The organism is Sphingomonas hengshuiensis (assembly GCF_000935025.1).
In the GTDB taxonomy this organism is placed as follows: Bacteria; Pseudomonadota; Alphaproteobacteria; order Sphingomonadales; family Sphingomonadaceae; genus Sphingomonas; species Sphingomonas hengshuiensis.
In genome coordinates, this window is the sequence record NZ_CP010836.1 from 96887 (window position 1) to 122186 (window position 25300).

At 68.1% G+C, this 25300-nt stretch carries 33 protein-coding genes; 9 read left to right on the forward strand and 24 right to left on the reverse strand.

All coding sequences use genetic code 11. The annotated features are described in order from the left end of the window. The first annotated feature begins 41 nt into the window (after positions 1 to 41). Entirely contained in the window at positions 42 to 1154 is a 1113-nt protein-coding gene (gene queG, locus TS85_RS00440) for a tRNA epoxyqueuosine(34) reductase QueG (protein WP_155006254.1), read from the forward strand. Here the strand turns inward: queG and TS85_RS00445 are convergent. Continuing rightward, positions 1129 to 1509: a hypothetical protein gene (locus tag TS85_RS00445; RefSeq protein ID WP_044329731.1), complete on the reverse strand. Its 381-nt coding sequence runs from the start codon at positions 1507 to 1509 to the stop codon at positions 1129 to 1131. The two genes, queG and TS85_RS00445, sit on opposite strands and share 26 nt — an antisense overlap. Beyond that, entirely contained in the window at positions 1506 to 2201 is a 696-nt protein-coding gene (locus TS85_RS00450; protein ID WP_044329732.1) for an EI24 domain-containing protein, read from the reverse strand. The genes TS85_RS00445 and TS85_RS00450 overlap by 4 nt, the downstream gene beginning before the upstream one ends. 56 nt (positions 2202 to 2257) lie before the next feature. Here TS85_RS00450 and TS85_RS00455 point away from each other — a divergent pair, with 56 nt between their 5' ends. Beyond that, complete coding sequence (locus TS85_RS00455) at positions 2258 to 3256, forward strand: adenosine kinase (RefSeq protein ID WP_044329734.1); 999 nt, start codon at positions 2258 to 2260, stop codon at positions 3254 to 3256. Between the two features lie 175 nt (positions 3257 to 3431). On the opposite strand, the gene TS85_RS00460 is transcribed toward TS85_RS00455, so the two are convergent. Both TS85_RS00460 and TS85_RS25820 read right to left on the reverse strand, forming a co-directional pair. Then, positions 3432 to 4364 carry an L-lactate dehydrogenase gene (locus tag TS85_RS00460; protein WP_044329736.1) on the reverse strand — a complete coding sequence of 311 codons (933 nt, stop codon included), beginning with the start codon at positions 4362 to 4364 and terminating at the stop codon, positions 3432 to 3434. Beyond that, entirely contained in the window at positions 4361 to 4537 is a 177-nt protein-coding gene (locus TS85_RS25820; protein ID WP_173426206.1) for a hypothetical protein, read from the reverse strand. The genes TS85_RS00460 and TS85_RS25820 overlap by 4 nt, the downstream gene beginning before the upstream one ends. A 254-nt stretch (positions 4538 to 4791) precedes the next feature. On the opposite strand from TS85_RS25820, the gene TS85_RS00465 reads away from it, so the two are divergent. After that, entirely contained in the window at positions 4792 to 5844 is a 1053-nt protein-coding gene (locus TS85_RS00465) for a sensor histidine kinase (protein WP_044329737.1), read from the forward strand. Between the two features lie 9 nt (positions 5845 to 5853). Here the strand turns inward: TS85_RS00465 and TS85_RS00470 are convergent, their stop codons facing one another. The 10 genes from TS85_RS00470 to hisB form a co-directional block, all read right to left on the reverse strand. After that, positions 5854 to 7617, reverse strand: a complete 1764-nt coding sequence (locus tag TS85_RS00470; protein WP_044329738.1) for a putative bifunctional diguanylate cyclase/phosphodiesterase — start codon at positions 7615 to 7617, stop codon at positions 5854 to 5856. A gap of 139 nt (positions 7618 to 7756) precedes the next feature. Then, entirely contained in the window at positions 7757 to 9376 is a 1620-nt protein-coding gene (locus tag TS85_RS00475; protein ID WP_044329739.1) for an amino acid permease, read from the reverse strand. A 138-nt stretch (positions 9377 to 9514) separates the two neighbouring features. After that, positions 9515 to 9892 (reverse strand): histidine triad nucleotide-binding protein, encoded by a 378-nt coding sequence (locus tag TS85_RS00480; protein ID WP_044329740.1) that lies wholly within the window; start codon positions 9890 to 9892, stop codon positions 9515 to 9517. Positions 9893 to 9973: 81 nt separating this feature from the next. Further along, positions 9974 to 10291 carry a phosphoribosyl-ATP diphosphatase gene (locus TS85_RS00485; protein WP_044329742.1) on the reverse strand — a complete coding sequence of 106 codons (318 nt, stop codon included), beginning with the start codon at positions 10289 to 10291 and terminating at the stop codon, positions 9974 to 9976. A gap of 32 nt (positions 10292 to 10323) precedes the next feature. Next, positions 10324 to 10521: a hypothetical protein gene (locus tag TS85_RS00490; protein WP_044329744.1), complete on the reverse strand. Its 198-nt coding sequence runs from the start codon at positions 10519 to 10521 to the stop codon at positions 10324 to 10326. A 34-nt stretch (positions 10522 to 10555) separates the two neighbouring features. Further along, a complete protein-coding gene (gene hisF / locus TS85_RS00495; RefSeq protein WP_044329745.1) occupies positions 10556 to 11317 on the reverse strand; it encodes an imidazole glycerol phosphate synthase subunit HisF in 762 nt (253 codons plus the stop codon). Between the two features lie 142 nt (positions 11318 to 11459). Next, complete coding sequence (gene hisA / locus TS85_RS00500; protein ID WP_044329747.1) at positions 11460 to 12191, reverse strand: 1-(5-phosphoribosyl)-5-[(5-phosphoribosylamino)methylideneamino]imidazole-4-carboxamide isomerase; 732 nt, start codon at positions 12189 to 12191, stop codon at positions 11460 to 11462. A gap of 172 nt (positions 12192 to 12363) precedes the next feature. After that, a complete protein-coding gene (gene hisH / locus TS85_RS00505; RefSeq protein ID WP_044329749.1) occupies positions 12364 to 12966 on the reverse strand; it encodes an imidazole glycerol phosphate synthase subunit HisH in 603 nt (200 codons plus the stop codon). Then, entirely contained in the window at positions 12963 to 13247 is a 285-nt protein-coding gene (locus TS85_RS00510) for a YciI family protein (protein WP_044329752.1), read from the reverse strand. Before TS85_RS00510 ends, hisH begins: the two co-directional genes overlap by 4 nt. Before the next feature lies 1 nt (position 13248). Beyond that, entirely contained in the window at positions 13249 to 13836 is a 588-nt protein-coding gene (gene hisB, locus TS85_RS00515; protein WP_044329754.1) for an imidazoleglycerol-phosphate dehydratase HisB, read from the reverse strand. 71 nt (positions 13837 to 13907) lie between these two features. Between hisB and TS85_RS00520 the strand changes: the two genes are divergently transcribed. After that, on the forward strand, positions 13908 to 14396 hold the full coding sequence (locus TS85_RS00520) for an SspB family protein (protein WP_044329756.1): 489 nt from the start codon (positions 13908 to 13910) through the stop codon (positions 14394 to 14396). 183 nt (positions 14397 to 14579) lie between these two features. Here TS85_RS00520 and TS85_RS00525 read toward each other — a convergent pair whose 3' ends face one another. The 3 genes from TS85_RS00525 to TS85_RS00535 form a co-directional block, all read right to left on the reverse strand. Continuing rightward, complete coding sequence (locus TS85_RS00525; protein WP_044329758.1) at positions 14580 to 15512, reverse strand: IS110 family RNA-guided transposase; 933 nt, start codon at positions 15510 to 15512, stop codon at positions 14580 to 14582. A 260-nt stretch (positions 15513 to 15772) separates the two neighbouring features. Then, complete coding sequence (locus TS85_RS00530) at positions 15773 to 16510, reverse strand: TorF family putative porin (protein WP_052507648.1); 738 nt, start codon at positions 16508 to 16510, stop codon at positions 15773 to 15775. Next, entirely contained in the window at positions 16507 to 16953 is a 447-nt protein-coding gene (locus TS85_RS00535; RefSeq protein ID WP_052507649.1) for a hypothetical protein, read from the reverse strand. Before TS85_RS00535 ends, TS85_RS00530 begins: the two co-directional genes overlap by 4 nt. Before the next feature lie 200 nt (positions 16954 to 17153). Here TS85_RS00535 and fumC point away from each other — a divergent pair, with 200 nt between their 5' ends. From fumC to TS85_RS00560, 5 genes are all read left to right on the forward strand, one after another. Further along, the gene (gene fumC / locus TS85_RS00540; protein ID WP_044329763.1) at positions 17154 to 18545 is read left to right on the forward strand and encodes a class II fumarate hydratase; all 1392 of its coding nucleotides are present in this window, start codon (positions 17154 to 17156) and stop codon (positions 18543 to 18545) included. Between the two features lie 526 nt (positions 18546 to 19071). After that, on the forward strand, positions 19072 to 19263 hold the full coding sequence (locus TS85_RS00545; protein WP_044329766.1) for a hypothetical protein: 192 nt from the start codon (positions 19072 to 19074) through the stop codon (positions 19261 to 19263). Then, positions 19260 to 19466: a hypothetical protein gene (locus tag TS85_RS00550; RefSeq protein ID WP_044329769.1), complete on the forward strand. Its 207-nt coding sequence runs from the start codon at positions 19260 to 19262 to the stop codon at positions 19464 to 19466. Before TS85_RS00545 ends, TS85_RS00550 begins: the two co-directional genes overlap by 4 nt. 36 nt (positions 19467 to 19502) lie before the next feature. Next, positions 19503 to 20153 (forward strand): guanylate kinase, encoded by a 651-nt coding sequence (gene gmk / locus TS85_RS00555; protein ID WP_044329772.1) that lies wholly within the window; start codon positions 19503 to 19505, stop codon positions 20151 to 20153. A gap of 44 nt (positions 20154 to 20197) precedes the next feature. Then, entirely contained in the window at positions 20198 to 20758 is a 561-nt protein-coding gene (locus tag TS85_RS00560) for a hypothetical protein (RefSeq protein ID WP_044329773.1), read from the forward strand. Here the strand turns inward: TS85_RS00560 and TS85_RS00565 are convergent, their stop codons facing one another. From TS85_RS00565 to TS85_RS00595, 7 genes are read right to left on the reverse strand one after another with little or no spacing between them, the layout of a single operon-like run. Continuing rightward, the gene (locus TS85_RS00565; RefSeq protein ID WP_044329774.1) at positions 20759 to 21436 is read right to left on the reverse strand and encodes an ATP12 family chaperone protein; all 678 of its coding nucleotides are present in this window, start codon (positions 21434 to 21436) and stop codon (positions 20759 to 20761) included. After that, the gene (locus TS85_RS00570) at positions 21433 to 21654 is read right to left on the reverse strand and encodes a hypothetical protein (protein ID WP_044329775.1); all 222 of its coding nucleotides are present in this window, start codon (positions 21652 to 21654) and stop codon (positions 21433 to 21435) included. The genes TS85_RS00565 and TS85_RS00570 overlap by 4 nt, the downstream gene beginning before the upstream one ends. Continuing rightward, positions 21651 to 22310, reverse strand: a complete 660-nt coding sequence (locus tag TS85_RS00575; protein ID WP_044329776.1) for an HAD-IA family hydrolase — start codon at positions 22308 to 22310, stop codon at positions 21651 to 21653. The genes TS85_RS00570 and TS85_RS00575 overlap by 4 nt, the downstream gene beginning before the upstream one ends. Then, positions 22307 to 22909 carry an FMN-binding negative transcriptional regulator gene (locus TS85_RS00580; RefSeq protein WP_044329778.1) on the reverse strand — a complete coding sequence of 201 codons (603 nt, stop codon included), beginning with the start codon at positions 22907 to 22909 and terminating at the stop codon, positions 22307 to 22309. The genes TS85_RS00575 and TS85_RS00580 overlap by 4 nt, the downstream gene beginning before the upstream one ends. Next, entirely contained in the window at positions 22909 to 24000 is a 1092-nt protein-coding gene (locus TS85_RS00585) for an RluA family pseudouridine synthase (RefSeq protein WP_044329780.1), read from the reverse strand. Before TS85_RS00585 ends, TS85_RS00580 begins: the two co-directional genes overlap by 1 nt. Next, positions 23997 to 24374, reverse strand: a complete 378-nt coding sequence (crcB, locus tag TS85_RS00590) for a fluoride efflux transporter CrcB (RefSeq protein WP_044329782.1) — start codon at positions 24372 to 24374, stop codon at positions 23997 to 23999. The genes TS85_RS00585 and crcB overlap by 4 nt, the downstream gene beginning before the upstream one ends. Positions 24375 to 24418: 44 nt before the next feature. Beyond that, positions 24419 to 25153 (reverse strand): hypothetical protein, encoded by a 735-nt coding sequence (locus tag TS85_RS00595; protein WP_052507650.1) that lies wholly within the window; start codon positions 25151 to 25153, stop codon positions 24419 to 24421. Between the last annotated feature and the right edge of the window lie 147 nt (positions 25154 to 25300).

The following is a 25300-nucleotide window of genomic DNA, read 5'->3' on the forward strand; positions in this document are numbered from 1 at the left end:
AGCGGGTGCGCGTGCGGCAAGACAAGCCATTCGAAGCGCGGATGAAGCTCAAAGCAGCGGAAATCGGGTTTGCCGCGTGCGGCGTCGCGCGTGCCGATGCCGCGCCTGCGGCGGGCCGGCGGCTGCGCGAATGGCTGGCGGACGGCGCGCATGGATCGATGCTGTGGATGGAGGCGCGCGCGCACCACCGCGAAAGCCCTGCCGCCTTGTGGCCCGAGGTCCGCTCGGTGATCGCGCTGGGCATGAGCTATGCCCCCGCCACCGATCCGCTCGCGCTCGCCGATGCAGGCGAGCATGCCCGCATCTCGGTCTATGCGCAGGGCGGGGATTATCATGACGTGATCAAGCGGCGGCTGAAGGAGCTGGCGCGCTGGATCGTGGTGGAGGCGCCGGGGGCCGATGTGAAGGTGTTCGTCGATACCGCCCCGGTGATGGAAAAGCCGCTGGCCGAGGCGGCGGGGCTGGGGTGGCAGGGCAAGCATACCAATCTGGTCAGCCGCAGCCATGGCAGCTGGCTGTTCCTCGGCGCGATCTATACCACGCTCGCGCTCGACCCCGATGCGGCGGGGCAGGGGAGCTGCGGCAGTTGCGATGCGTGCCAGACGGCGTGCCCGACCGATGCATTCCCCGCGCCCTATCGGCTCGATGCCCGGCGGTGCATTTCGTACCTGACGATCGAGCATAAGGGGCCGATCCCGCATGAGTTTCGGGCCGCGATTGGCAATCGCATCTATGGCTGCGACGATTGCCTGGCGGTGTGCCCGTGGAACAAGTTCGCGGCGGCGGCGCAGGCCAATAGGGCGTTTGCGCCGCGTGCCGAACTCACCGCGCCCGAACTGGCCGACCTCCTCGCGCTCGACGATGCGGCGTTTCGCGAGGTGTTTGCCGGATCGCCGATCAAGCGGATCGGGCGCGGTCGCTGGGTGCGCAACTGCCTGATCGCGGCGGGTAACAGCGACAGCGCGGCGCTGGTCGCGCCGGTGGCGGCGCTGCTCGACGATCCGGCGCCTGAGGTGCGCGGGGCGGCGGTGTGGGCGCTGTCGCGGCTCGACCGGCTGCGCTTTGCCGCCGAGCGGGCGGCTCGGCTGGCGGGCGAGGGCGATGCCGGGGTGCGGGCCGAGTGGTCGCTCACCGACCCGGCGGCGACCGCTTGACCAGCGCCGCGACGCAGCTTGCCTGGTCGATCGGGCTGCCGTCGCGCTGACGGGTGTCGAGATAGGCGACCACCGGCTCGCCGCGCCCGTTCTGGGGCGGGTAGAGATAGGCGTCGAGCACGCAGATCGGCCCCGCAAACTGGAGCTTGCGCCCCTGTCCCTCGCTCACGTCGAGCAGCGGCGCGCCTAGCTGGCCGACCAGCCGCTGCGCGCTGAGCCCCTTGAGCGCGCCGACGCTCGCCGGCACCGGCGCGGCACTGGGGACGGGGACATAGCCTGCGGGTCGCGCATCGGGGATCATGCTGCCGCCGCACCCGGCCAGCGCCAGCGCCGCGCCGATTATCCAAAACCTCATTGCCGTCTCCCACGGTGGAATGCATGTGTCGCCATCGCCGCGCCGATAATCGGCGCGACCAGATTGAGCACCGGCACCAGCAACAGCCCGGTGCCGATCGCTCCCAACGCGAAGCGAAGCCAGATGGTCCGTCCGCGCCATCGTGGCACCTCGGCATAGGGCATGTGCCGCGCCGCGACCATGTCGCCCAGATCGCGCCCGAGCAGCCAGGCGTTGACGAGGAAGAACAGGATCGCGGTGCCGACGCCCGTGACGATCAGCAGCAGATACACCGGCGACAAGAGCAGGTTGACTGCGACGATCCGCACCCCGGAGCCGACCCCCATCGCCACCGATCGGGCCAACGGCACGTCGCGGGCGCTGGCCAGCGCCTGTGGATAATGCCGCGCCTCGACCGCCGCGACGACTTCGTCGGCGAAGATGCCGATGACTGCGATCGCGATCGCCCGGAACAACAGCCACCAGGCGAGGAGCAGCAGCACCAGTGTCGCGAGATCGGCAAAGGCGCCGCCGCTTGCCGCGCCGAGCCCCAGCCACGGGCCGACCACGCCGCTAAGCCAGCGCATCGCGAACCACAGCCCGACCCCGGCGCCCGCGAACACCACCAGCGTCACCAGCAGCGATTTGAGGAACACGATCGCGATGCGCCGGTCGAGCAACTGGCCGAGCGAGAGGAAGAACGCCTGGATCATTGCACTATCCCTTGCCTGCCCCTAGGGCTTCGGCGCAACCGAATTGGAGCCACGACTTGACCAGCACCACCTATGACGTGGTCGCGATCGGCAACGCCATCGTCGACATCCTCGCCCAGGCCGAAGACAGCTTCATCGAGGAAATCGGCGTCGCCAAGGGCTCGATGCAGCTCATGTTCTCGCCCGAGGAAGCCGATGCGCTCTATGCCAAGATGGGGCCGGGCCGCGAGGTTTCGGGCGGGTCGGCGAGCAACACCGTCGCCGGCATCGCCGCGCTGGGCGGCAAGACGGCGTTCATCGGCCAGGTCGCCGACGACCAGCTCGGCGCGGTATTCGCGCACGATCTGCGTGCGGCGGGAGTCGATTTCGCGACCGCGGTGCGCCCCGGCCAGCCGACCACCGCGCGCTGCCTGATCTTCGTCACGCCCGATGGCCAGCGCACGATGAACACCTTCCTCGGCGCGTCGCAGTTCCTGCCCGCCGCCGCGCTGGACGAGCAGGTGATCGCCAGCGGCGCGATCCTGTATCTCGAAGGCTATCTGTGGGACCCCGAAGAGCCCCGCGCGGCGATGCGCAAGGCGATCGACATCGCCCGCGCCAATGGTCGCAAGGTCGCGTTCACTCTGTCCGACGTGTTCTGCATCTCGCGCCATGGCGACGACTTCCGCGCGCTGATCGCCGACGGGCTGATCGATATCCTGTTCGCCAACGAGAACGAGCTGCTTGCTTTGTGCGGGCATGAGGCGTTCGAAGCGGCGGTGGCACACATGGCGGACAAGGTGCCGTTGCTCGTCGTCACCCGCAGCGAGAAGGGCGCGATGGCATTGTCCAACGGCGCCCGCGTCGAAGTGCCCGCCGAGCCGATCGAGAAGCTGGTCGACACCACCGGCGCGGGGGACATGTTCGCGGCGGGGTTCCTCCACGGACAGGCCCGCGGCAAGAGCATCGAGGACTCGCTGCGGCTGGGCGCGATCTGCGCCGCGGAGATCATCCAGCATTACGGTGCGCGGGCCGAAGTCGACCTGAAGAAGCACGCCGAGGCCAAGCTGGGCTGAACCCGGCGGGGCTGCGAAGTTTACGAAGTTTAGGCATCTACGCCCCTCGCTCCGCCCTGCGGGGCGGGGGGCGCGTCGTTTGGGAGGGGCGGCGGGCAGCGGCATGGCGCCGGAGATCGCAGCAGTTGAAATCCAACATTGCAAGGGGGCTGACGGCCAGGAGCAGGCGCCCCGCTCAGGCCGGCGGCACGATGCCGTCGATCGCCGCCTGCACCGCCGCGGCGGATGCCTGAAAAGCCGTTTGTTCCCAATGGTTTAGCTCTGGAATCATTGTCCGCTCGATCCCGCCCGCGCCGACCAGGCAGGGCAGGCTGAGATAGAGGTCCTCCAACCCGAACTGCCCCGTCAGCAGCGACGATACCGGCAGCACGACATGCTCGTCGCGGGCGATCGCCTCGCAGATCCGGACCGCGGCGGTCGCCACGCCGAACGAGGTATAGCCCTTGCCCGCCATGATGTCATAGGCGGCACAGCGCACCTGTTCGGCGATGTGCGGCAAGTCGAGCGGCGCGTGCCCGGACTCGAACTGCGCGATCGGCTGGCCGCCGACGCGGATCGACGAGAGGATCGCGACTTCGCTGTCGCCATGTTCGCCGAGCACCATCGCGTCGACCGAAGCCGGGGCGACGTGGAGTCGGGTGGCGATTTCCTGGCGCAGGCGCAGGCTGTCGAGCAAGGTCCCGGTGCCGATGACGCGCGCGGCGGGCATTGCCGAGCAGCGGAAGGCGGTGCGCGCCATCACGTCGACCGGATTCGAGGCTACGACCAATATGCCGTCGAACCCCGCCGCCCTCAGCTCGGTGACGCAGGCGGTGACGATCGCGGCGCTGCGGGCAGTCACCGCGAGGCGACTTTCCGAGCCATGCGTCGCGGCCCCCGCGGTGAGCACGGCGATCCGCGCGCTGGCGGCATCGGCATAGCTGCCGGCGAAAACCCGCGTCGGCCTGGTCAGCGCGCCCGCATCCGAAATGTCGGCAGCCTCCGCCGCAGCGAGTTCGGCATTGGTGTCGATCAGCACAATTTCGGCGAACAGCCCGCGCAGCATCAGCGCATAGGCCGTGGTGGCGCCGACATGGCCGGCGCCGATGATCGCGATACGCGACGTCATCGCGGGACGACTTTCGCGGGCGTTGCGAGGTCGGGCAGCGCGGCGCGGCTGCGCGCGATCCGGCCATAGGCGCGGGCTAGCCCGGCATGTGCGATCCGTGCCTCGATGCTGTGCGCGGTCCGTGACCGGCGCAGGGAAACGGCTTCGCGTTCCAATAGATAGTCGATGTCCATGACAATAATCCCCGCAGGGAGCGAGGGCACGAGGTCCCTCAGTCACGCGATGCTCGGATGGAATCCGGTGATGGCGCATCATAGCATCCGCCGCGCCAGCCCGCCATGGCCTCGCGATTCCGCCCCCGCCGATTTGATGCGTCCCGCGGGCGCCGGGCATGCTAGGTGGTTCCCAGGCAAAAGGCGCAGCCAAAGCGTTCCGACGCTGCCCATCGGGCTTTCGCTTCGAAAGTCCGGGGACCGAAGGGGCCCCTATGCCTTCCACACCGTCAGACATCGGGCTGAATCTGGCCATGGCCGTCGTTGCGTCGTCGCACGCGCCGGTGCTGCTGCTCGACGAGGCGCGCGTCGTCGTGGGCGCGAGCCATGCGTTCTGCATTGCGTTCGACGTCAGCGCCGCCACGATCCGGGGACGCGAGTTCGCGACGCTGGGCAAGGGGGAATGGGCGGTTCCGCAACTCCAGTCGCTGCTCAAGGCCACCGCCTCCGGCCTTGCCGAGGTGCGAAACTATGAGTTCGACCTGAAGCGCGCGGGACAGGCGCCGCGCCGGTTGATCCTCAACGCGCACAAGCTCGACTATGGCGAAGGCGAGGCGATCCGGCTGTTGCTCGCGGTCACCGACGTTACCGACGCGCGCATCGCCGAGAAGCTGAACAGCGACCTGATCCGCGACAAGGGGCTGTTGCAACAGGAACTCCAGCACCGCGTCGCCAACAGCCTCCAGATCATCGCGAGCGTGTTGATGCAGAGCGCCAAGCGCGCGCAATCGGACGAGGCACGCGGGCATCTGCACGATGCGCATAACCGCGTGATGTCGGTCGCGGCGATGCAGAAACAGCTAGCGGTATCGGCGGCGGACCATGTCGACCTGCGCCCGTATCTGACTCAGTTGTGCGAGAGCATCGGCGCGTCGATGATCCACGATCACGACCAGGTAAAGCTCGACGTGCGCAGCGACGACAGCCGCGTCAAGGCCAATGTCTCGATCAGCCTGGGATTGATCGTCACCGAACTGGTGATCAACGCACTCAAACACGCCTTTCCCGGCGAGAGGCAGGGCAAGATCGTCGTCCAATACGGCAGCGCGGGCGATGCGTGGCACCTGTCGATCGCCGATGACGGAGTCGGGATGCCGGCCCAGCCGAGCGCGTCGGCGGGGCTCGGCACCAACATCGTCCAGGCGCTCGCCAAGCAGCTCGACGCGCAGATCACCGTTACCGACACCGCGCCGGGAACCACCGTGACGCTGGACCATCCGGCCAGCGAGGAAGGGCAGCCCGACGCCGAAGTGCCCGTCGCGGTCTGACCGGCGCCGTCAGGCTGCCTGTAGTGCCGGGTCTCCGCCCGCGAACCAGCGTTCGAAATCGCTGGCTTCCATCGGGCGCGCGAAGAAATAGCCCTGTGCCTCGTCACAGCCCATCGCCATGAGGATGCCGACCATCTCGGCGGTCTCCACCCCCTCGGCGACGACGCGATAGCCCAGCCCGTGCGACAGCGCGATCATCGAGCGGACCAGCGTTCGCTCGCGCTCACCGCGGCACAGGTCGCGGACGAAGGACTGGTCGATCTTCACGACGCTGGCCGGCAGCCGCTGGAGATAGGCGAGGCTGCTATAGCCCGTCCCGAAATCGTCGATCGCGAGGCGGATGCCCGCTTCGTCGAGCATTGCGAGCTGGGCGGTGGCGGTGCCGGCATCGTCCATGATCGCGCTTTCGGTGACTTCGAGTTCGAGCAATCGGGGCGCGACGCGGTGCCTGAGCAGATGGAGCTCGACCTGCTGCGCGAAATCGCTCTCGGCCAGATTGGCTGCGGAGACGTTGATCGACAGCTTGATGTCGATTCCCGCCGCCGACCAGGCGCCGAGCTGGGCAAGGCCGATGTCGAGTACGCGCGCGGTGGTCGGGCGGGCCAGCGAGGTCTGTTCGACGATGGGGATGAACTCGGCGGGCGAAATCTCGCCCAGCTCCGGATGCGTCCAGCGCAGCAATGCCTCGGCCCCCACGCAGCGGCGGGTGGCGAGATCGATTCGCGGCTGGAAGACGAGCCGGAGTTGCGACGGCTGTTCCAGCGCCGCGCCGAAATCGGCGAGGAGGCGGAAGCGGCGCTGGTGCAGGCTGTCCTGCGCGGTCGAATAGAGGCTGACCGGGGTTTCGAGCGCGCGCGCGTCGAGCGCGGCGCTGTGCATCGTCCGCAGCACGGTCTCCGGCGGGGTCTCGCCGGTGACGAAGGGGGCGACGCCGACGCTGGTGGTCATCACGAACTGGACGCTCGATCTGGCCCGAAGCCGATGCACCAGCGCGCCGAGCTGTTCGACATAGCGGCCCTCGTCCACGCCATCGGGCGCGAGAAAGGCGAATTGCGTCGCGGCGACGTGATAGGCCGTGCGATCGGGGCCGAGCAGCGTGCGCAGCGCGCGTGCGGCGTCGCGGACCATCGCATCGACATAGGCCGAGCCCATCGCGCGGACGCCGTTGTTGAGCTGCTCGCCGCGGGCAAGGTCGACCAGGACGGCAAGGCGGGGGCGGCCGGGGGTGTCGCGGCCAAGGTCGGCGAGATCGTCGAGAAACTGGGTGCGGTTGGGCAGCCCGCTGAGCGGATCGATGCGGCCAAAGGCGTGCTGAAGCTCGATCTGCGCCATCACCATCTGGGCAAGGTCGTGGAGCGCCGCCATTTCGGCGGGCGTCGCGGTGCGCGGCTCGGTGCCGAGCACGCAGAGCGCGCCGAGGCTGAAGCCGTCGCGCGTGGTGAGCGAGGCGCCGGCGTAGAAGCGGATGCCCTGGCCAGCCAGCACGCTGTCGGCGTAGAAGGTGTCGGCGAGGAGATCGGGGATCAGCACGGTGCTGGCGCTTTCGGCCACCGCGGCGCAGGGCGCCTTGTCGCGCGGAATCGACTGGTGCTCGACGCCGACGCGCGACTTGAACCATTGGCGATCGCGATCGGTGAGCGACACGGCGGCGATCGGCAGCCCGAAAATCTGGCTCGCCATCCGCGTGATGCGGTCGAAGCTTTCGCTGGGCGCGGTGTCCAGCAAGCCGAGCTGATGCAGCGCGTCGAGGCGCGCTTCTTCGTGGTTCTGCATGGCAATCCTTGTCGGACCAGGAAGCAGGCGGAGGTTAACAACGGGAAAAGGGGGGATTAAGGGGCTGTACGTGGGTCCAACGCAAAGGGCCGGAGGATCGATCCCCCGGCCCCTTGATTAAATCGCCCAGAGCAGGCGATCAGGCGTCCTTATACCCCGGCGTATGCGCGTCGCCGATCGGCGGCACCGGCTGGGGCGGGGCGTCGCTGTCGGTTTCGTGGACTTCCACCAGCCCGCGCCCGACATGGCTGTGGCCGCGGCTATAGGCGAAATACACGATCAGCCCGAGCACCGCCCAGCCGACGAACAGCGAGAGCGTGTAGGTCGAGAGGCTGAAGAACAGGTACAGACAGCCGAGCACCGCGACCGGCGCGACCAGCCAGATCGCGGGGGTGCGGAACGGGCGCACGCGGCCCGGATCGGTCCGGCGCAGCACCAGCACCGCGATCGCGACCATCGCGAAGGCGAACAACGTGCCCGAGTTCGAGATGTCGGCCAGCGCACCCACCGGGAACAGCGCGGCGAACATCGCGACGAAGACGCCGGTGATCATCGTGACGACGTGCGGCGTGCCATATTTGGGGTGGATCTTGCTCAGCGATTCGGGGAGCAGCCCGTCGCGGCTCATCACGAAGAAGATGCGGGTCTGGCCGAACATCATCATCAGGATGACCGAGGGAAGCGCGATGCCGGCGGCGAGGCCGATCAGATTGCCGATTTCACGCCAGCCGATTTCGCGCAGCGTCCATGCCAGCGCTTCCTTCGAGCAGACGACCGCCTGGCCGCCGATATTGGCGCAGGCTGCGGCCAGTTCGGTGCTGCCCGGGGCGATGCCCTTGCCCGCGGCATCGACCAGCGGCGATGCCCCGACGGTGCCGATCACGCCCGAGGCGACGAGGATGTAGAAGATCGTGCAGATTGCGAGGCTGCCGATCAGGCCGATCGGCATGTTGCGCTGGGGGTTCTTGGTTTCCTCGGCGGCGGTCGAGACCGCGTCGAAGCCGACATAGGCGAAGAAGATCGATGCGGCGGCAGCGGAGACGCCGCCGATGCCGAGCGGCATGAACGGCTCGAAATTCTGCGACTTCATCACCGGCAGCGCGAGGATGCAGAATACGGTCAGCGCGGTGATCTTGACCATCACGAGGATGGCGTTGACGAACGCGCTCTCCTTGGTGCCGACGACCAGCAGCCAGGTGACGAGCAGCGCGATCAGCATCGCGGGCAGGTTGATATAGCCGCCGGTGGCGATCGCGGTCTGGATCGCTTCGGTCTGGGTCGCGCCGAACGCGACCTGGACATGCGCGATCAGCGCGTCGGCGTTGACGATCGAGGAGGGCAGCGCGACGCCGAGATATTCGCGCAGCAACCCGACGAAATAGCCCGACCAGCCGACCGACACCGCGCCCGCGGCGACGGCATATTCGAGGACGAGCGCCCAGCCGACCATCCAGGCGAGCATTTCGCCCATCACGGCATAGCTATAGGTATAGGCAGAGCCCGAGACCGGCACCATCGACGCCATTTCGGAATAACACAGCGCCGCGACTGCGCAGACAAAGCCCGCGATCACGAAGCTGAGGATCATGCCCGGCCCCGCTTTTTGCGCGGCCTCTGCGGTCAGCACGAAAATCCCGGTGCCGATGATCGCGCCGACGCCCAGCATGGTAAGCTGGAAGGCGCCGAGCGATCGGTGCAGCGATTTTTTCTCCGCTGTCGCCAAAATGGCATCGAGTGGCTTTATGCGCCCGAATATCATCTAGATGGTCCCCTTGCAGCGTCGTTGCGCCGCCCCGTTTGGTGAAGGGCGCGAGCCTAACCGCAAAAGCGGGGCGCGCAATCCCTTAGTGTTCGCGTGTGCGGCAAGGCGCGGGAAAGTGGGCGCGCGCGGGGCGCTTTAGCCCGCCAGCATCGGCCCGAGCGGGCGGCCTGCAAAGACATGGACGTGGAGGTGGGGGACCTCCTGGTGCGCGTCGAGCCCGGTATTGGCGAGCAGCCGATAGCCGGGGGCGACGAACCCGGCGTCGCGCGCGACGATGCCGACCGCGCGGACGAAGCCCGCGATCTCTGCGTCGGATGCCTTTGCCGAGAAATCGTCCCAGCTGACATAGGCACCCTTGGGGATCACCAATAGGTGGTGCGGCGCCTGGGGGTTGATGTCGTGGAAGGCGAGCGCGAAGTCGTCCTCATAGACGCGGCGGCACGGGATTTCACCGCGCAGGATCTTCGCGAAGATATTCTGGTCGTCATAGGGGCTGGTGGCGTCGATCGGCATGGTTTCGGTTCCCTGCGGTGGCGTCGCGGTGCGGATTGCCCATGCCCTCCCCCGACCCCTCCCGCAAGCGGAAGGGGAGGATCAGGCCGGGCGCGCGGCTTTTTCGGCGATTCCCGACACGCCCTCGCGGCGGGCGAGTTCGGCGCGGACATCGTCGAGGCTGAGCCCGGCATCGGCGAGCAGCACGCAGAGGTGGAAGAGCAGGTCGGCTGCTTCGCCGACCATGCCGGGCTTGTCGTCGGTGACGGCGGCGATGACGACTTCGGTGGCTTCCTCGCCCACCTTCTGCGCGATCTTGGCGCGGCCCTTGTGGGTCAGGCGCGCGACATAGCTGGTGTCGGGATCGCCGGTGCGGCGTGCGCGGATTGTCGCTTCGAGCGCGTCGAGGGAGTCGGTCATGCCCGTTGCGCTGCGGGAAGCCGGGGTGGGTGTCAATCCTTTGGCTTGGCCCGAAAGCGTGCGCGCAGGCGGCGGCGGACGAACCACACGCCCCCGGCGGCGCAGGCGAACAGCGCGAGATCGGAGAGTTCGGGCATCGATCGGCTTCCCGCGACGCCGGTGTGCGGCGGCTCTTCAGCGGCCAGCGCGGGGGCGGCGAGGAGGAGCAGGGGCAGAGCGAGGCGCAGCATGGTGGGGGTGTAGCGCGGCGGCGTTGGGGAAGCGTTAAGCGCGGACCGGGATGCCCGCGGCTGCCAGTGCGGCATGCGCCTCGGCAATCGTCGCGTCGCCGAAATGGAAGATCGAGGCGGCGAGCACGGCGGAGGCATGGCCGTCACGGATGCCCGCGACCAGATCGCCAAGCCCCCCGACGCCGCCCGATGCGACCACGGGCACGCTGACCTGATCGGCGATGGTGCGGATCAGCGCGAGGTCATAGCCGTCGCGGGTGCCGTCGCGGTCCATCGAGGTGACGAGCAGTTCGCCCGCGCCCAGATCGGTCAGCCGCAGCGCGTGTTCGACGGCGTCGATGCCGGTCGCGCGGCGTCCGCCATGGGTGAAGACTTCCCAGCGCCCCTCGGCGACGCGGCGCGCGTCGATCGAGGCGACGACGCACTGGCTGCCCATGCGATCGGCGATCTCGGCGACCACTTCGGGGCGGCTGACTGCGGCGGAATTGACCGCGACCTTGTCCGCGCCCGCGAGCAGCAGCGCGCGCGCATCCTCGACGGTGCGCACCCCGCCGCCGACGGTGAGCGGCATGAAGCACACTTCGGCAGTGCGGCGGACGACATCGACCATCGTGCCGCGCGCCTCGTGGGACGCGGTGATGTCGAGGAAGCATAGCTCGTCGGCGCCGGCGGCATCATAGGCGCGCGCCTGCTCGACGGGGTCGCCGGCATCGATCAGGTCGACGAAGTTCACGCCCTTCACCACGCGGCCATTGGCGACGTCGAGGCAGGGGATCACGCGGGCACGGACGGTCATTGTTTAAAACCCTTGGTTCCCCTTCCGCTTGCGGGAGGGGTTAGGGGAGGGGATGGAAGACACAGGGCGGTGAGCGAGGAGCCAGAGCCAGCCCCTCCCCCGACCCCTCCCGCAAGCGGAAGGGGAGCGCTTTTGGCAGCCCTCACCCCCGCGCCACGCCGATCGCCCAGGCGAGGTCGAGCCGCCCGTCATACAGCGCGCGGCCGGTGATCACGCCCTCGATGCCATCCTGAACATGCGCGGCGAGGGCGTGGATGTCCGAAATATCGGTCACGCCGCCGCTGGCGATGACGGGGATCGATACCGCGCGGGCCAGCGCTACGGTCGCCTCGACATTGCAGCCCTTGAGCAGCCCGTCGCGCCCGACATCGGTGAACAGCAGCGCCGCGACGCCCGCATCCTCGAACCGGCGGGCGAGATCGACCACCGCGACGTCGGACACATCGGCCCAGCCGCGCGTCGCGACCAGCCCGTCGCGCGCATCGACCGCGACGACGATGCGCCCCGGATGGTTGCGGGCGGCCTCACGGACCAGATCGGGATTTTCCAGCGCGGCGGTGCCGATCACGACGCGCGCGACGCCGAGGTCGAGCCAGCGATCGATCGACTCGCGAGTGCGGATGCCGCCGCCGAGCTGCACCTTGCCGCCGAAGCGCTGAAGGATGCCCGCGACTGCCGCGCCATTGACCGATTCGCCGGCAAAGGCGCCGTCGAGGTCGACGACGTGGAGCCACTCAGCCCCGGCCTGCGCGAAACTCTCGGCCTGTGCGGCGGGATCGTCGCCATAGACGGTGGCGCGCGCCATATCGCCCTCGGCGAGGCGGACGACCTGCCCGCCCTTGAGGTCGATGGCGGGGAAGACGATCAGGGTCATGCGCCCACTTTTCCTACGCCGTCATGCTGAACTTGTTTCAGCATCCAACCCTCAACCCGCACCGCGTCTGCTTGTGGCGCGATGGATGCTGAAACAAGTTCAGCATGACGGGAAGCGAAGAAAGGGGCGTTCAGCGCTCCATTCGCTGTCCTTTTCGAGGCCCAATTTCCAGTCACGGCTTCCATGCGAGGAACCTTTCCATCAGCGCGATGCCATAGCGCTGGCTCTTTTCGGGGTGGAACTGGACGCCGACCATGTTGTCGCGGCCGATCGCGGCGGTGACGGGGCCGCCATGGTGGGTGGTCGCGAGGATCGAGTCGCCGTCAAACGCATAGCTGTGGAGGAAATAGGCCTCGCCGCGCTCGATCAGCGGGTGCGGGACGGCGGGGATCACGTCGTTCCAGCCCATGTGCGGCACGCGCACGCCCTCGCCGGGCATCAGGTGGCGGACGACGCCGGGAATCCAGCCGAGCCCGGCGTGCGAGCCATGTTCGTCGCCGCGATCGGCCATCAGCTGCATGCCCACGCACACGCCCAGGAACGGCGCGCCCTCTGCTCTCACACGGCGGTCGAGCGCCTCGACCATGCCGGGGATCGCGCGCAGCCCCGCCGCGCACGCCCCGAACGCGCCGACGCCGGGCAGGACGATGCGGTCGGCGGCCAGCACAGCCTGCGGATCGGCGGTGACCGCGATGTCGGTCGCCCCCGCCGCCTTCAGCGCATTATGGACCGAATGGAGATTGCCCGCGCCGTAATCGATCAGCGCGACGCTCATCCGGCCAGTGCTTCCAGTCCGGGCGCCAGGATGCTGGGGGCGACTTCGGTGAAGCTATATTCGGCGGCCCCGGCCAGCGCGAAGGGATCGGTCGCGGCCCAGGCCTGGACCTCCTCGAGCGACCCGCGCGCCAGGAACATGCCCCCGGTCACCGGCACCTTGCGCCCCGCGGCGAGCAGGCGGCCCTCGGCCAGCCCGGCCTTCAGCCAGTCGACATGCGCGGGGCGCAGCGCGTCGATTTCAGCGAGGTCGACGACATAGTTCAGCAGCACGACGATCATGTCAGAGTACACCCTTGGTCGAGGGAATGGCACCGGCCTTGCGCGGATCGATCTCGACCGCCTCGCGCAGCGCGCGGGCCAGCCCCTTGAACGCCGCCTCGGCGATATGGTGGTTGTTCGATCCGTACAGCGTCTCGACATGGAGGGTGATCCCCGCCGTCTGCGCGAAGCTGTGGAACCAGTGTTCGAACATCTCGGTATCCATCTCGCCCAGCCGTTTCTGGCTGAACTCGGTCTTGAATACGAGGAAGGGGCGGCCCGAAATGTCGATCGCGACGCGCGTCAGCGTCTCGTCCATCGGCGAGAGCGCGTCGGCGTAGCGGCGGATGCCCTTCTTGTCGCCCAGCGCCTTCGCCACCGCCTCGCCGATCGCGAGCCCGGTATCCTCGACGGTGTGGTGCTGATCGATATGGAGGTCGCCGACCGTCTTCACGTTCAGGTCGATCAGCGAATGCCGGGCGAGCTGTTCGAGCATATGGTCGAAAAAGCCGATGCCGGTGGAAATGGCATATTGGCCGGTGCCGTCGAGGTTGACGGTGACGTCGATCGACGTTTCGCTGGTCTTGCGACTGATCGTGGCGGTGCGCATTCGCCCCACATAGCGACGTAAGGATTCCATGCAATCTTGACCCGCAGCTTCGAGCCGCTACCCAAGGGCGCATGACCGGCACCGTACCAGACAGCCTGATTCCCTATGACGAGATCGTCCAGGAGGCGCTCCGCGCCGTCGTGGGTCGCGTGCTGGGGTCGGTCGCCGCCACCCAGGCGCTGCCGGGGGCGCATCATTTCTACATCACGTTCAAGACGCACGCGCCGGGAGTCGACATCCCCCAGCGGCTGATCGAGCGATTCCCCGACGAAATGACGATCGTGATGCAGCACCGATTCTGGGACCTGCGCGTCGATGCCGAGAAATTCTCGGTCGGGCTGAGCTTCAGCCAGGTGCCGTCGATGCTGACGATCCCGTTCTCGGCGATCACCGGCTTCCACGATCCCGCGGTCAATTTCGAACTGCGCTTCCAGGCGAACGAGGGCCCCGAGGGTCCCGAGCCGCATGACGAAGCAGAGAATGACGGACAGGCGCCGATCGCGACTCCGGTCGAGGACGGGTCGAACGTCGTGTCGGTGGACTTCAAGCGGAAGAAATAGGGGCGGGGGCGTCCGTTATCTGCTGCTGCTCCCCTGCGCAGGCAGGGCAATCGCATATGGATGCGTATGCTCCCCTATTACCGCCGTCATGCTGAACTTGTTTCAGCATCCATCGCGCAACAAGCGACGGAAATGCGCGCTGAGGGTTGGATGCTGAAACAAGTTCAGCGACTGTCTTTGGCGTCAAGCGGCGAGCCATGGGGATTTGCTCCTCAGGATGGCGTTTGCGAAGGTGAGCAGGCGGCGGGCGAGGGCGATCAGGGCGACCTTTTTGGGTTTTCCGCTGGCGATGAGGCGCTGATAGAGCGCCTGGAGCACGGGATTGTAGCGACTGGCGACGAGTGCGGCCATGAAGAGGGCCGAGCGGACGGTGGGGCGTCCTCCGCCGATCATGGCCTTTCCGCGCCATTGGCCGGACTGGCGGGTCCAGGGCGCGACGCCGGCGAGCGCGCTGATCTGGCGGCGTCCGAGCTGGCCGAGTTCGGGCAGTTCGGCAAGCAGCGTGCGGGCGGTGGTCGGGCCGACGCCTGGGATCGAGGTCAGCAGCGCCTCCTGATCGCGCCACAAGGGCGAGCCCCGCACGGCCTCGTCGATCGTCCGTTCAAGGTCGGACAGTTCCTTTTGCAGCGCAGCCAGCAGGCGCTCGATGCTTTTGCGCAGCGGCAGAAGCGTTGCGCGCCGCAGCCGCTGGCGCTCGCTCACCATCATCGCGATGATCTGCCGGCGCCGCGCCACCAGGTCGGCCAGCGCGCGCGTCTCGGTATCCGCCAGTGCGCGCGGCGGCGGGCGCGTTGCCTCGACAAAGCGCGCAATCACCGCGGCATCGATCGGGTCGGTCTTGGCGCGCTTGCCCAATGCGCGCGCAAAATGGCGGATCTGCGCGGGATTGATCACCGCCACCGGCAAGCCTGCTGCCCCCAGCGCGGCAGCCACCACCGTCTCATAGCCCCCGGTCGCCTCCAGCCCGATGCACAACGGGGCCGATACGCCCAGTCGCGCGACCAGCGCCTCCAGACCCTCGGCATCGCGCCCGACCGTCCAGGCCTCGCCCGCGGGCGAGACATGGACGTCCAGGCGATCCTTCGAAACATCGATACCCACATACGTCATGGTCATCGTCTCCCGGGCTTGCGCAATCGGGCTTGCCTTGCAGAGGCCCAAGCGACTGTTCGGGTTCAATGACCTTACAGCGGGCTGTTCACGCTGAACTACGGGCTCTGCAACCCTTGCATGATTCGAACTTCCCGCCGAAGCCGCACCGCATTCTTCATGCAATGCTGCAGTTGGCAAGTTACAAGCATGACGGGAAGTGGGAAAAGCGCCCCCCGCTCCATATGCGATTGCCCTGCCTGCGCAGGGGAACGGAATCCGCCGGATCAGAAGGACAGCCGCGCCCGTCCGATCAGCCGGTCTCCGGCGTGCCGCGCATCGGCGAAGGGCGATGTCCCCGCGCGATCGTCGATGTCGGTGCCGACATAGTCGATGCCGAGCGTCAGCCCCATCAGCCGGCGCTCCACGCCGATCTGCCAGTCGGTATAGCTGCCCGTGGGGCGCAGCCGCGCCGCGCGGGGATCGCCGCCGCTGTCTCCGGTCGAGCGCCCGATTCGCGCCGACACACTGAATGGCGTGGCGGGAATGCCGGCACGGGCATCGGCATAGACGTAGAGATTGTCGCCGCCGATCGCGTCCTGATCGGGGGCGTAGACCAGCCCGGCGCGCGCCTGCACCGGGCCGAGCGTATAGGCGCCGCTGCCGCCCAGTTCCCAGTAATCCATGCGACCACGGGCATCGACGAAGAAATGGCCGGTCGCATGCCCGCGAAAATCCCAGCCGCCGGTCCGCACGCTATGGCCCAGTTCGATATCGGCCACCGCCTTTGCCCCGCCGTGGCGGACCGACCCGCGCGTGTCCGCAGCGCGGCCCGACAGGTCGAACCCCGCCAGCGTGACGCTCACATCGGCGGACGGGGCGATGCGCCCCTGGCTCCAGCTGATGCCGCGGCGGCTTTCGTCGGTGGCGATCTCGACTCCGCCCGAGGGAAGCGCCTGGCCGTGCGCGGGGGCAGCGGCCAGGAGCAGCAATGCGGTTACGCCGGGGATGCGCAATGCCGTCAACCGCCGGCTCCGCGATGGAGCCGGTCGAGCGCCTGGGTCAGCGCGCCATGGTCTTCCTGTGCGACGTCGACCAAATGGCCGCGCGTCGATTCGACGCGCAGGCTGACTTCCTCCGCGATCGCGTCGCGCTGGCTGGCGCACCAGCCCCGCCGGCTGCCGCTGGCGATGGCGTCGCGGCGCAGCGTCGCCTGGAGCAGCGAGCCCGAGCTGTGGCGCGCCTCGCGATCGACATGCAGATTGGCCTGCCACGCACAGCGCAGCGTCGATGCCGCGCCCGGCGGGGCGACCGCGCCGATCTGACGGTGCTCGATATCGATGCGCGGGCGATACCGGGCGTCGACCGGGCCGGCGGGATGATCGAGCTGGACGCGGTGCTCGATTTCCCCCGGCACCGGCACGGGGGACATGCCGAGCAACAGCCCGGTGGCGATAAGGTGGATCATGGTTCGTCTCCTGCAAAAGCCCCGGCCTTTTGGCGCGGTGGCGCGCCGGCGGACGATGCCGGCACCGTTTGATGTAGTCGCCCGCGCCCCCCGGACAAGTTTCCTAATGTTTCCAAGGCCTGGCCCGGCGCGACGCATCCGGGCTTGGCGAAGGCCGACTTTTCCCCGTAGAGCGCCGGGCAAATGATCCGGAGGCCCTGATGACCGATACCCGTACCGAAACCGACTCGATCGGCGCGATCGAAGTCCCCGCCGACGCCTATTGGGCGGCGCAGACTCAGCGTTCGATCGAGAATTTCCCGTTCGGCGCGCAGGAGCGGATGCCGATCGGCATCGTCCACGCCCAGGCGATCGTGAAGCAGGCGGCGGCGCGGGTGAACGTCAAGCACGGGCTGGACCCCAAGATCGCCGAGATCATCGACCAGGTCGCGCAGGAAGTGATCGACGGCAAGCTCGACGACCAGTTCCCGCTGGTGATCTGGCAGACCGGCAGCGGCACCCAGACCAACATGAACGTCAACGAAGTCATTGCGGGCCGCGCGAACGAGATCCTGACCGGCAAGCGCGGCGGCAAGTCGCCGGTGCATCCGAACGATCATGTCAACATGGCGCAATCGTCGAACGACAGCTTCCCGACCGCGCTGCACATCGCCGCGGCGCGCGGGGTGACGCTGAAGCTGTATCCGGCGCTCGACCGGCTGTTCGCCGCGCTCGACAAGAAGGCGAAGGATTGGGACCACATCGTCAAGATCGGCCGCACCCATCTTCAGGATGCGACGCCGCTGACGCTGGGGCAGGAATTCTCCGGCTATGCGGCGATGCTCGCCTCGGCCAAGGCGCGCTTTGCCAGCGTGCTCGACCTCGACATCTTCAAGCTCGCGCTGGGCGGCACCGCGGTCGGCACCGGGCTCAATTCGCCGCCGCATTATGCCGAGGACGTCGCCGCCGAGATCGCGAAGATCACCGGGCTGCCCTTCGTCACTGCGCCGAACAAGTTCGAATCGCTGGCGACCAAGGATCAGTTGGTGAACCTGTCGGGCACGCTCAACACGCTGGCGGTGTCGCTGACCAAGATCGCCAACGACATCCGCCTGCTGGGCAGCGGCCCGCGCTCGGGGCTGGGTGAACTCGACCTGCCGGCGAACGAGCCGGGCAGCTCGATCATGCCGGGCAAGGTCAACCCGACTCAGTGCGAGATGCTGACGATGGTCGCGGGCCAGGTGATCGGCAACCATGTCGCGGTCACCGTCGGCGGCATGCAGGGGCATATGGAGCTCAACGTGTTCAAGCCGCTGATCGGGTCGAACGTGCTGCGCTCGATCGAGCTGATGGCGATCGGCATGACGAGCTTCGCCGAGCGCACCGTCGACGGGCTGAAGGCGAATGAGGGGCGGATCAAGGAACTGGTCGACCGCTCGCTGATGCTGGTGACCGCGCTGGCGCCCGCGATCGGATATGACAATGCCGCGAAGATCGCCAAGAACGCGCATGAAAAGGGCCTGACGCTCAAGGAATCGGGGCTCGCGCTGGGGCTGGTCGACGAAGCGACGTTCGACAAGTTCGTGCGGGCCGAGGACATGATCGGGCGGTAACGCCGTCCCCCTAACGCCGTCATCCCGGCGAAAGCCGGGATCTCGCGAAGAAGCGCTGCGCCGTCATCGCCCGGCCCCCGCGAGGCCCCGGCTTTCACCGGGGTGACGGGGTGTGCGGTGCCGGGTCTCCTCTCATACCGTCGTCCCGGCGCAGGCCGGGATCTCGTGAAGGAGCGCTGCGCCGTCATCGCCCGGCCCCCGCGAGGCCCCGGCTTTCGCCGGGGTGACGGGGTGTGCGGTGCGGGGTCTCCTCTCATACCGTCGTCCCGGCGTAGACCGGGATCTCGTGAAGGTGCGCTGCACCGTCATCGCCCGGCCCCCGCGAGGCCCCGGCTTTCGCCGGGGTGACGGGGTGTGCGGTGCCCGGTCTCCTCTCATACCGTCGTCCCGGCGAAAGCCGGGATCTCGTGAAGGTGCGCTGCGCCGTTATCGCCCAGCCCCGACGAGGCCCCGGCTTTCGCCGGGGTGACGACCTGAGCGGAACCCCGCCCCGCCTGCGCCGTTTGGCGTCCGGAAGGAGATTCGGATGATCGGCAAGGCAATTGCAGGATGGGTCGGCAGCAAGGTCGACCAGCGGGACGGCGAGGGCGGCACGGTAGGCGCCATTGTCGGCGTCGTGGTGTGGGAAGTCGGCAAGCGCGTCGTGCCCGCGGCGATCGTGCTCGGTGCCGCGGCCTATGGCGTGCGCTATGTCTCGCAGCGGATGGCGCGGGCATGATCCGGGGTATCGTCGGCGCGCTGATCGGCAGCCGGATCAACCGCGGCCAGGGCGGCGGCGGCGCGAAGGGTGCCGTGATGGGCTATGCCGCGCAGCGGGTCATTCGCCGGATGGGAACGCCGGGGCTGGTGCTTGCGGGCGGATATGGGCTGTGGCGCTATGCGTCCGATCGGCGGAAGCAGCGGCGCAACGGTCCTGTGTGACTTGACGCGGGGGGTGGTCGCACGCCAGTAGCGCCCATGCCCCACCGCTCCCACAACGATCCCCATAAATTCCGCCGCCGCGGCGTGTTGTTCGTGCTGTCCTCGCCATCGGGCGCGGGCAAGTCGACGATCGCGCGCAAGCTACTCAAGGCCGACGACCAGCTCGAAATGTCGGTGTCCTACACCACGCGGGCGATACGGCCGGGGGAGGAAGACGGCGTCGATTATCACTTCGTCGACCTCGAGCGGTTTCGCGAAATGGTCGCGAATCACGAGTTTCTCGAATGGGCGCATGTGTTCGACCAGCGCTATGGCACCCCGCGCGAGGGGGTGGAGAAGATCCTCGCCTCGGGCCGCGACGTGCTGTTCGATATCGACTGGCAGGGCGCGCAGCAGCTGTTCCAGCTGGCCGGGGGCGACGTGGTGCGGGTGTTCATCCTGCCGCCGTCATTGCCTGAATTGCGCGAGCGGCTGGTCAACCGGCGCACCGATTCGATGGAGATCATCGATCGCCGGATGGCGCGCGCGACTGCCGAGGTAAGCCATTGGGACGGCTATGACTATGTGCTGGTCAACGACGATGTCGAGCAATGCTATGCGTCGGTCCACACGATCCTGCGCGCCGAGCGGCTCAAGCGATCGCGCCAGACGGGGCTGATCGGCTTTATCCGGGGTTTGAACAAATAGGCGTCCTGCCCGGCCATCGCGCAGGACCAGTAAGGGAGAGCGGCATGGCACGGGTGTTGATGGGCGGGCTGCTGGGCGGCGTGGCGATGTGGATCGTCGGCTTCCTGTTCTGGGGGACGCCGCTGAGCCGGATCGCATTGTCGCGGACCGACGATCCGGCAAGCGCGGCGCTACAGCGCGTGCTGGCCGATAATCTGGGCACGCTGGGCACCGGCGCCTATCCGGTGCCGTGGCCGGGCACGCCGGCGGGGACCCAGCTCCACGGCCAGGGGCCGGTGGTGATGGTCTTCTTCAACGCCAATGGTTTCGCGATCCCCGACAGCAGCGCGCTGATCGGCGGGCTGGTGCTGGCGATTGTCTGTGCGCTGCTGGTCGCGGTGGCGATCCGGACCGTGGCGAACGGGGCGAGCTTTGGCGCGCGGCTCAAGCTGGTGGCGGTGATCGCAGTGGCGGTGACGGCCTATACCGACCTGGGCCAGCCGATCTACAACCACATGCCGCTGGGCTATTTCCTGTTCCTGTGGATCAGCGACGTCGCATCGTGGATCGCGGCGGGCGCGGTCATCGCCTGGGCATTGCCGCGCACGCCGATCCTGCGGGGCTGATTACAGCAGCGTCAGGAACCGCGCGCCCGCGTCGAAATCGGCGCGGTGCGCGGTGCGGGTGGTGACGGCGAGGTCGTCATCGCCCCACATCTCGACCTGCCACGCCTCGTCCACCTGCGCCGCGTGCCAGACGCGATCGGCGTCCGCTGCTCCTTCGAGAAGCGCGAGCGCTGCGACCAGCGACCCGCTGACCGTCACCAGCGGCGACATCGCGGCCAGGCGGAAGGGGTCGAGCGCGGCGACCGCATCGCCCAGCCTAGCCAGCGTGGCGGGGGGCTGGGCGCGGTGCATCACGCCGGCGACGGTTTCGAAATGGACATCGTAGCGGGTGCGCGCCCAGTCCAGCAGCGGGTCCCAGGCGGCGCGCTGGCGCTCGACCAGGGGCTCGGGCGCTTCGGCGCGGTAATAGAGCAGGTCGCTATCGGCATAGGCCGCGAGCCCGGCGGCGAAGCGCGCCGGATCGGGGGCGACGCGCTCGATCGCGGCATTGGCGAGCCCGGTGAGCGGCATCGCGCGCGGATCGATCGTGTCGGCCACGGCGCGCCATTCGTCGGCCACGGCTTGCGCAAGCTGCGGCGTCGGCAGGACCAGCGGCAGGCGCCCGGGGGTGCGCACCGGCTTGCCGTCGAGCGCGATGCCGCCGTCGACGATCGCGACGTCTTTCCAGAAGCGCCTCATGACGGCTCGGGCGTCTTCCAGCGGCGCGCCAGCGCGCGCGGGACCACCGCCATGACATAGAGCGCCGACAACAGGATCGCCCCGCCCAGCACGCCATGCTGCCAGTCGTTCGCGCGGCCCGCGATCACCAGCCCGAAGACCGCGCCGGCTGTGGCGATCATGTTGACGGCGACGATCGTGTAATAGCGCTTCATCGCCAGAGCGTCGGCGTCGGTCATAGGGCCTCCAGATGCGCCGCGAGCGCGCGTGCATGCGGCACGACATGCGCCGCGCCTGCCGCCGTCAGTTCCTGCGCGCTGTGGTAGCCCCATGCAACACCTACCGCATGCGCGCCGGCATTCAGTGCCATCGCCATGTCGAAGCTGGTATCGCCGATCATCGCCGTCGTGTGCGGCGCGGCGCCTGCCTCGGCCATCGCAAGCTCGACCATCGAGGGATGCGGCTTGGACGGGTGGCGATCGGCGGTCTGGAGCGTGACGAAGCGGTGCTTGAGCCCGTGATGCTCGAGGATCAGGTGGAGCCCGCGATCCGATTTGCCGGTGGCGACGCCCAGCATCCAGCCATTTGCCTCCAGCGTGTCGATCGCTTCGACGATGCCGTCGAACAGCGGCTCGGGATCGAGCGCATTGTCGGCGCGCATCGCCCAGAAGGCGCGCTTATAGCCCTCGGCCAGCGAGTCGTGGAGCGCGGCGTCGGCTTGCGGGAGAAGCTGCGCGATCGCGGGGACGAGGCTGAGCCCGACGATCTGGCGGATCGCGTCGCGCCCGGGCGGATCGAGCCGCTCGGCGACGAAACAGGCCTCCATCGCGCGACAGATATTGGCCTGGCTGTCGACGAGGGTGCCGTCGCAATCGAAAAGCGCGAGGCGGTTCATGACGGTGCCCGCATCAGCGCGGCCAGCGCATCGTTGCCGCGCGCGGCAAGCGCATCCGCTACCGCCAGCCGTGGCGCAACCGGCTTGGTCTGGGCCAGTTTCCGCGTCCCGCGCCACGCGGTGACGGCAAGGCGGAAGCCCGTGACCGCGTCGAGCATCCGGGCGATCCTGACGGGGTCGGCCTTGGCGCGCGTCCATTCGGGCTTGGGGGCGAGGCGCGCCTCCTGCACCTGGCTCAGCGCATCGATCTGGTCGATCAGCGCGTCGCGATCCATTTGCGACACAACACCCTCCAGCTCCGCCGTCACATAGTTCCAGGTGGGGACCTCATCGGGTCCTGTGCCGTACCAGTCGGGGCTGACATAGCCATGCGGTCCCTGCACCGCGAACAGGGCCGTCGCGCCGTCGAGGTCGCGCGCAACGGGATTGTTGCGGGCCAGATGGAAGCCGAGCGTCTGGTCGTCGAGCCAGACGATGGGAATATGCGCCACGCGCGGCCCCTGTTCCGAAGCGACGAACAGCGCCCCGAATCCAATATCCTGCACGAACGCCCGGAGCGCCGCCTGATCCTGCCAACGGAACGCCGGGTGCGCAGACATCAGCCCCGCCGCCGACCGCGCTCGCCGCGACGTTCCTTGCGCACCGACTTGGCGTGAGCGCGGCCCATTGCCTTTTTCTGCTCGCGCGAGGGGGGCGGGCGGCCGTCGAGCAGCTCGATCTCGCCCAGATGCTCTTCGAAGCCCAAAGTCTTCATCGATTCGGCGAAGTGGCTGGGCAGTTCGGCGGTCACGTCGATCTTGCCGCCATCGGGGTGGTCGATGCGGATGCGGCGGGCGTGGAGGTGCATCTTGCGGCTGATCCCGCCGGTCAGGAACGCCTCTTGCAACCCATATTTGCCGTCGCCGACGATCGGATGGCCGATCGCCGCCATATGGACGCGCAACTGGTGGGTGCGCCCGGTAAAGGGATGCAGCTCGACCCAGGCGGCGCGGCTGCCCGCCTGTTCGATCACGCGGTAGCGGGTGCGGCTGGGCGCGCCTTCCTTCATGTCGACATGCATCTTCTCGCCGCCGGTGCCCGGCTGCTTGGCGATCGGCAGTTCGATGAAGCCGTCCTCGATCTCCGGCACGCCCATCACCAGCGCCCAATAGACTTTGCGCGCAGTGCGGCCCGAGAAGGACTTGGCGAAGAAGGCGGCGGCGCGCGAGGTGCGGGCGACGAGCAGCGCGCCCGACGTGTCCTTGTCGAGCCGGTGGACCAGCTTGGGCCGTCCCTCCAGATCGAACTGGAGCCCGTCGAGCAGGCCGTCGACATGCTCGTGCGTCTTGGTCCCGCCCTGTGTCGCGAGGCCCGGGGGCTTGTTGAGGACGATCGCCTGCGCGTCCTGGTGGATCACCATTTCGCGGATGAAGCTGGTCTGGTCGTCGCTCAGCGGGGTGCGCTGGACCTTGGGCTTGCCGGTGTCGGGCTTGGGCGTCTCCGCCGGGGGGACGCGGATCGTCTGGCCCTGCGTCACCCGGTCGCCCGGCGTCGCGCGGGCGCCGTCGATGCGGAGTTGCCCCGTGCGCGCCCAGCGCGAGACGAGGTTGAAGCTGACATCGTCGAGATGCCGCTTGAACCAGCGATCGAGGCGGATGCCGTCGTCGTCGGCCCCGACGATGAACTGGCGGACTTCATTTTCGGCGCTCATGCCACGATTCTCACAAGACTGAGGCCGAGTACCAGCGCGGCAATCGACCCGATGACCGAGGCAAGGATATAGCCGAGCGCAGTCGGCCAGTCGCCGCGCTGGAGCATCGACACGGTGTCGAGCGAAAAACTGGAAAAAGTCGTGAAGCCGCCCAGCACGCCGATCGCGAGGAGCAGCCGCAGGGTCTCGCCCCCGTTGCTGAGTCGCGCAAGCGTGCCGACCAGCACGCCCATCAGCAGCCCGCCGAGCAGGTTGACGATGAGCGTACCCCAGGGGAAGCCCATGCCGAACGCCGAAAAGGCCGCGCGCCCGACCAGATAGCGCGCGCCACTGCCGACGGCGCCGCCGAGCATGACGAGGAAAAGAGAAGGCATAATGCCGCGGTTAGCGCGGAAAGCCGCGCAGGGGAACCGTGCGCTTAAATCCCGTTGTTCGCGACCATGTCGATGTCGGTGCCGCCATCGGCGCGCGCGGTGAGGAATAGGACATAGGCGCCATCGTCCCGGGCGCGGGTGCCGCCGAGGATATGTTCCTTGCCGTCGAGCTGATGCTCGGCGGTGTACCCGGCCTTCACGGCGCGGGTGTAATACCAGTCGAGCAGAATCTGCATCGGCTGGGCGGCGGAGAAGCTGACGACGCGGAGCGCGCATTTGCCCGCTTCGGTGCCCGCAGCCTCGGTCACGCGCGCCTGGGGGAAGAGCGGCAGGTCGGCGGGAAGGCGCTGGGCCCATGCGGCGGAATAAGTGAGCGAGGCGGCGCATTGGCTGCTCTTCGCATTCTTCTGGCGGGCGGCGAGCCCACCCAGCGTCACGCTCTCGCGCGCCGCCGCGCATTCCGTGCAGTCCTTGCCAGCCGCGATCGGAGCCGGCGCCTTCATCAGCCCGTTGGTGTCGAGCGGGTCGGTGTTGGCGGCGACCGCGTCGCTGGGGACTGCGCCCGAATAGGGCTGGGCCGGCGGGCGAATCGAATCGCCATTGGCCTGGCGACCCAATTGCGGGTCGACCATGATCTGGTCCTGCAACGCACCCGCGAGCTGGGGATCGGTGGCGTTGACCGCCATCGTCGCATTGCCGTCGTCCGCGCCCGAGCCGCTGCATCCCGCCAGCGCAAGCGGCAGGAAAACGAACACGAAGAAGGCGATTTTGCGAACCATTACATGCTCCTGGGGGGCGGGCGCATCCTGCCGCAGGAAGGTTAAGGAAGCGTGGCCGCGGCATCATGGTGCGGCAGCGATTAACCTTTGCGGGGAACCGCTACGGGCGCTTCCGCGTTTTTGCGGGCTGTGCTATAGTGCCAACAC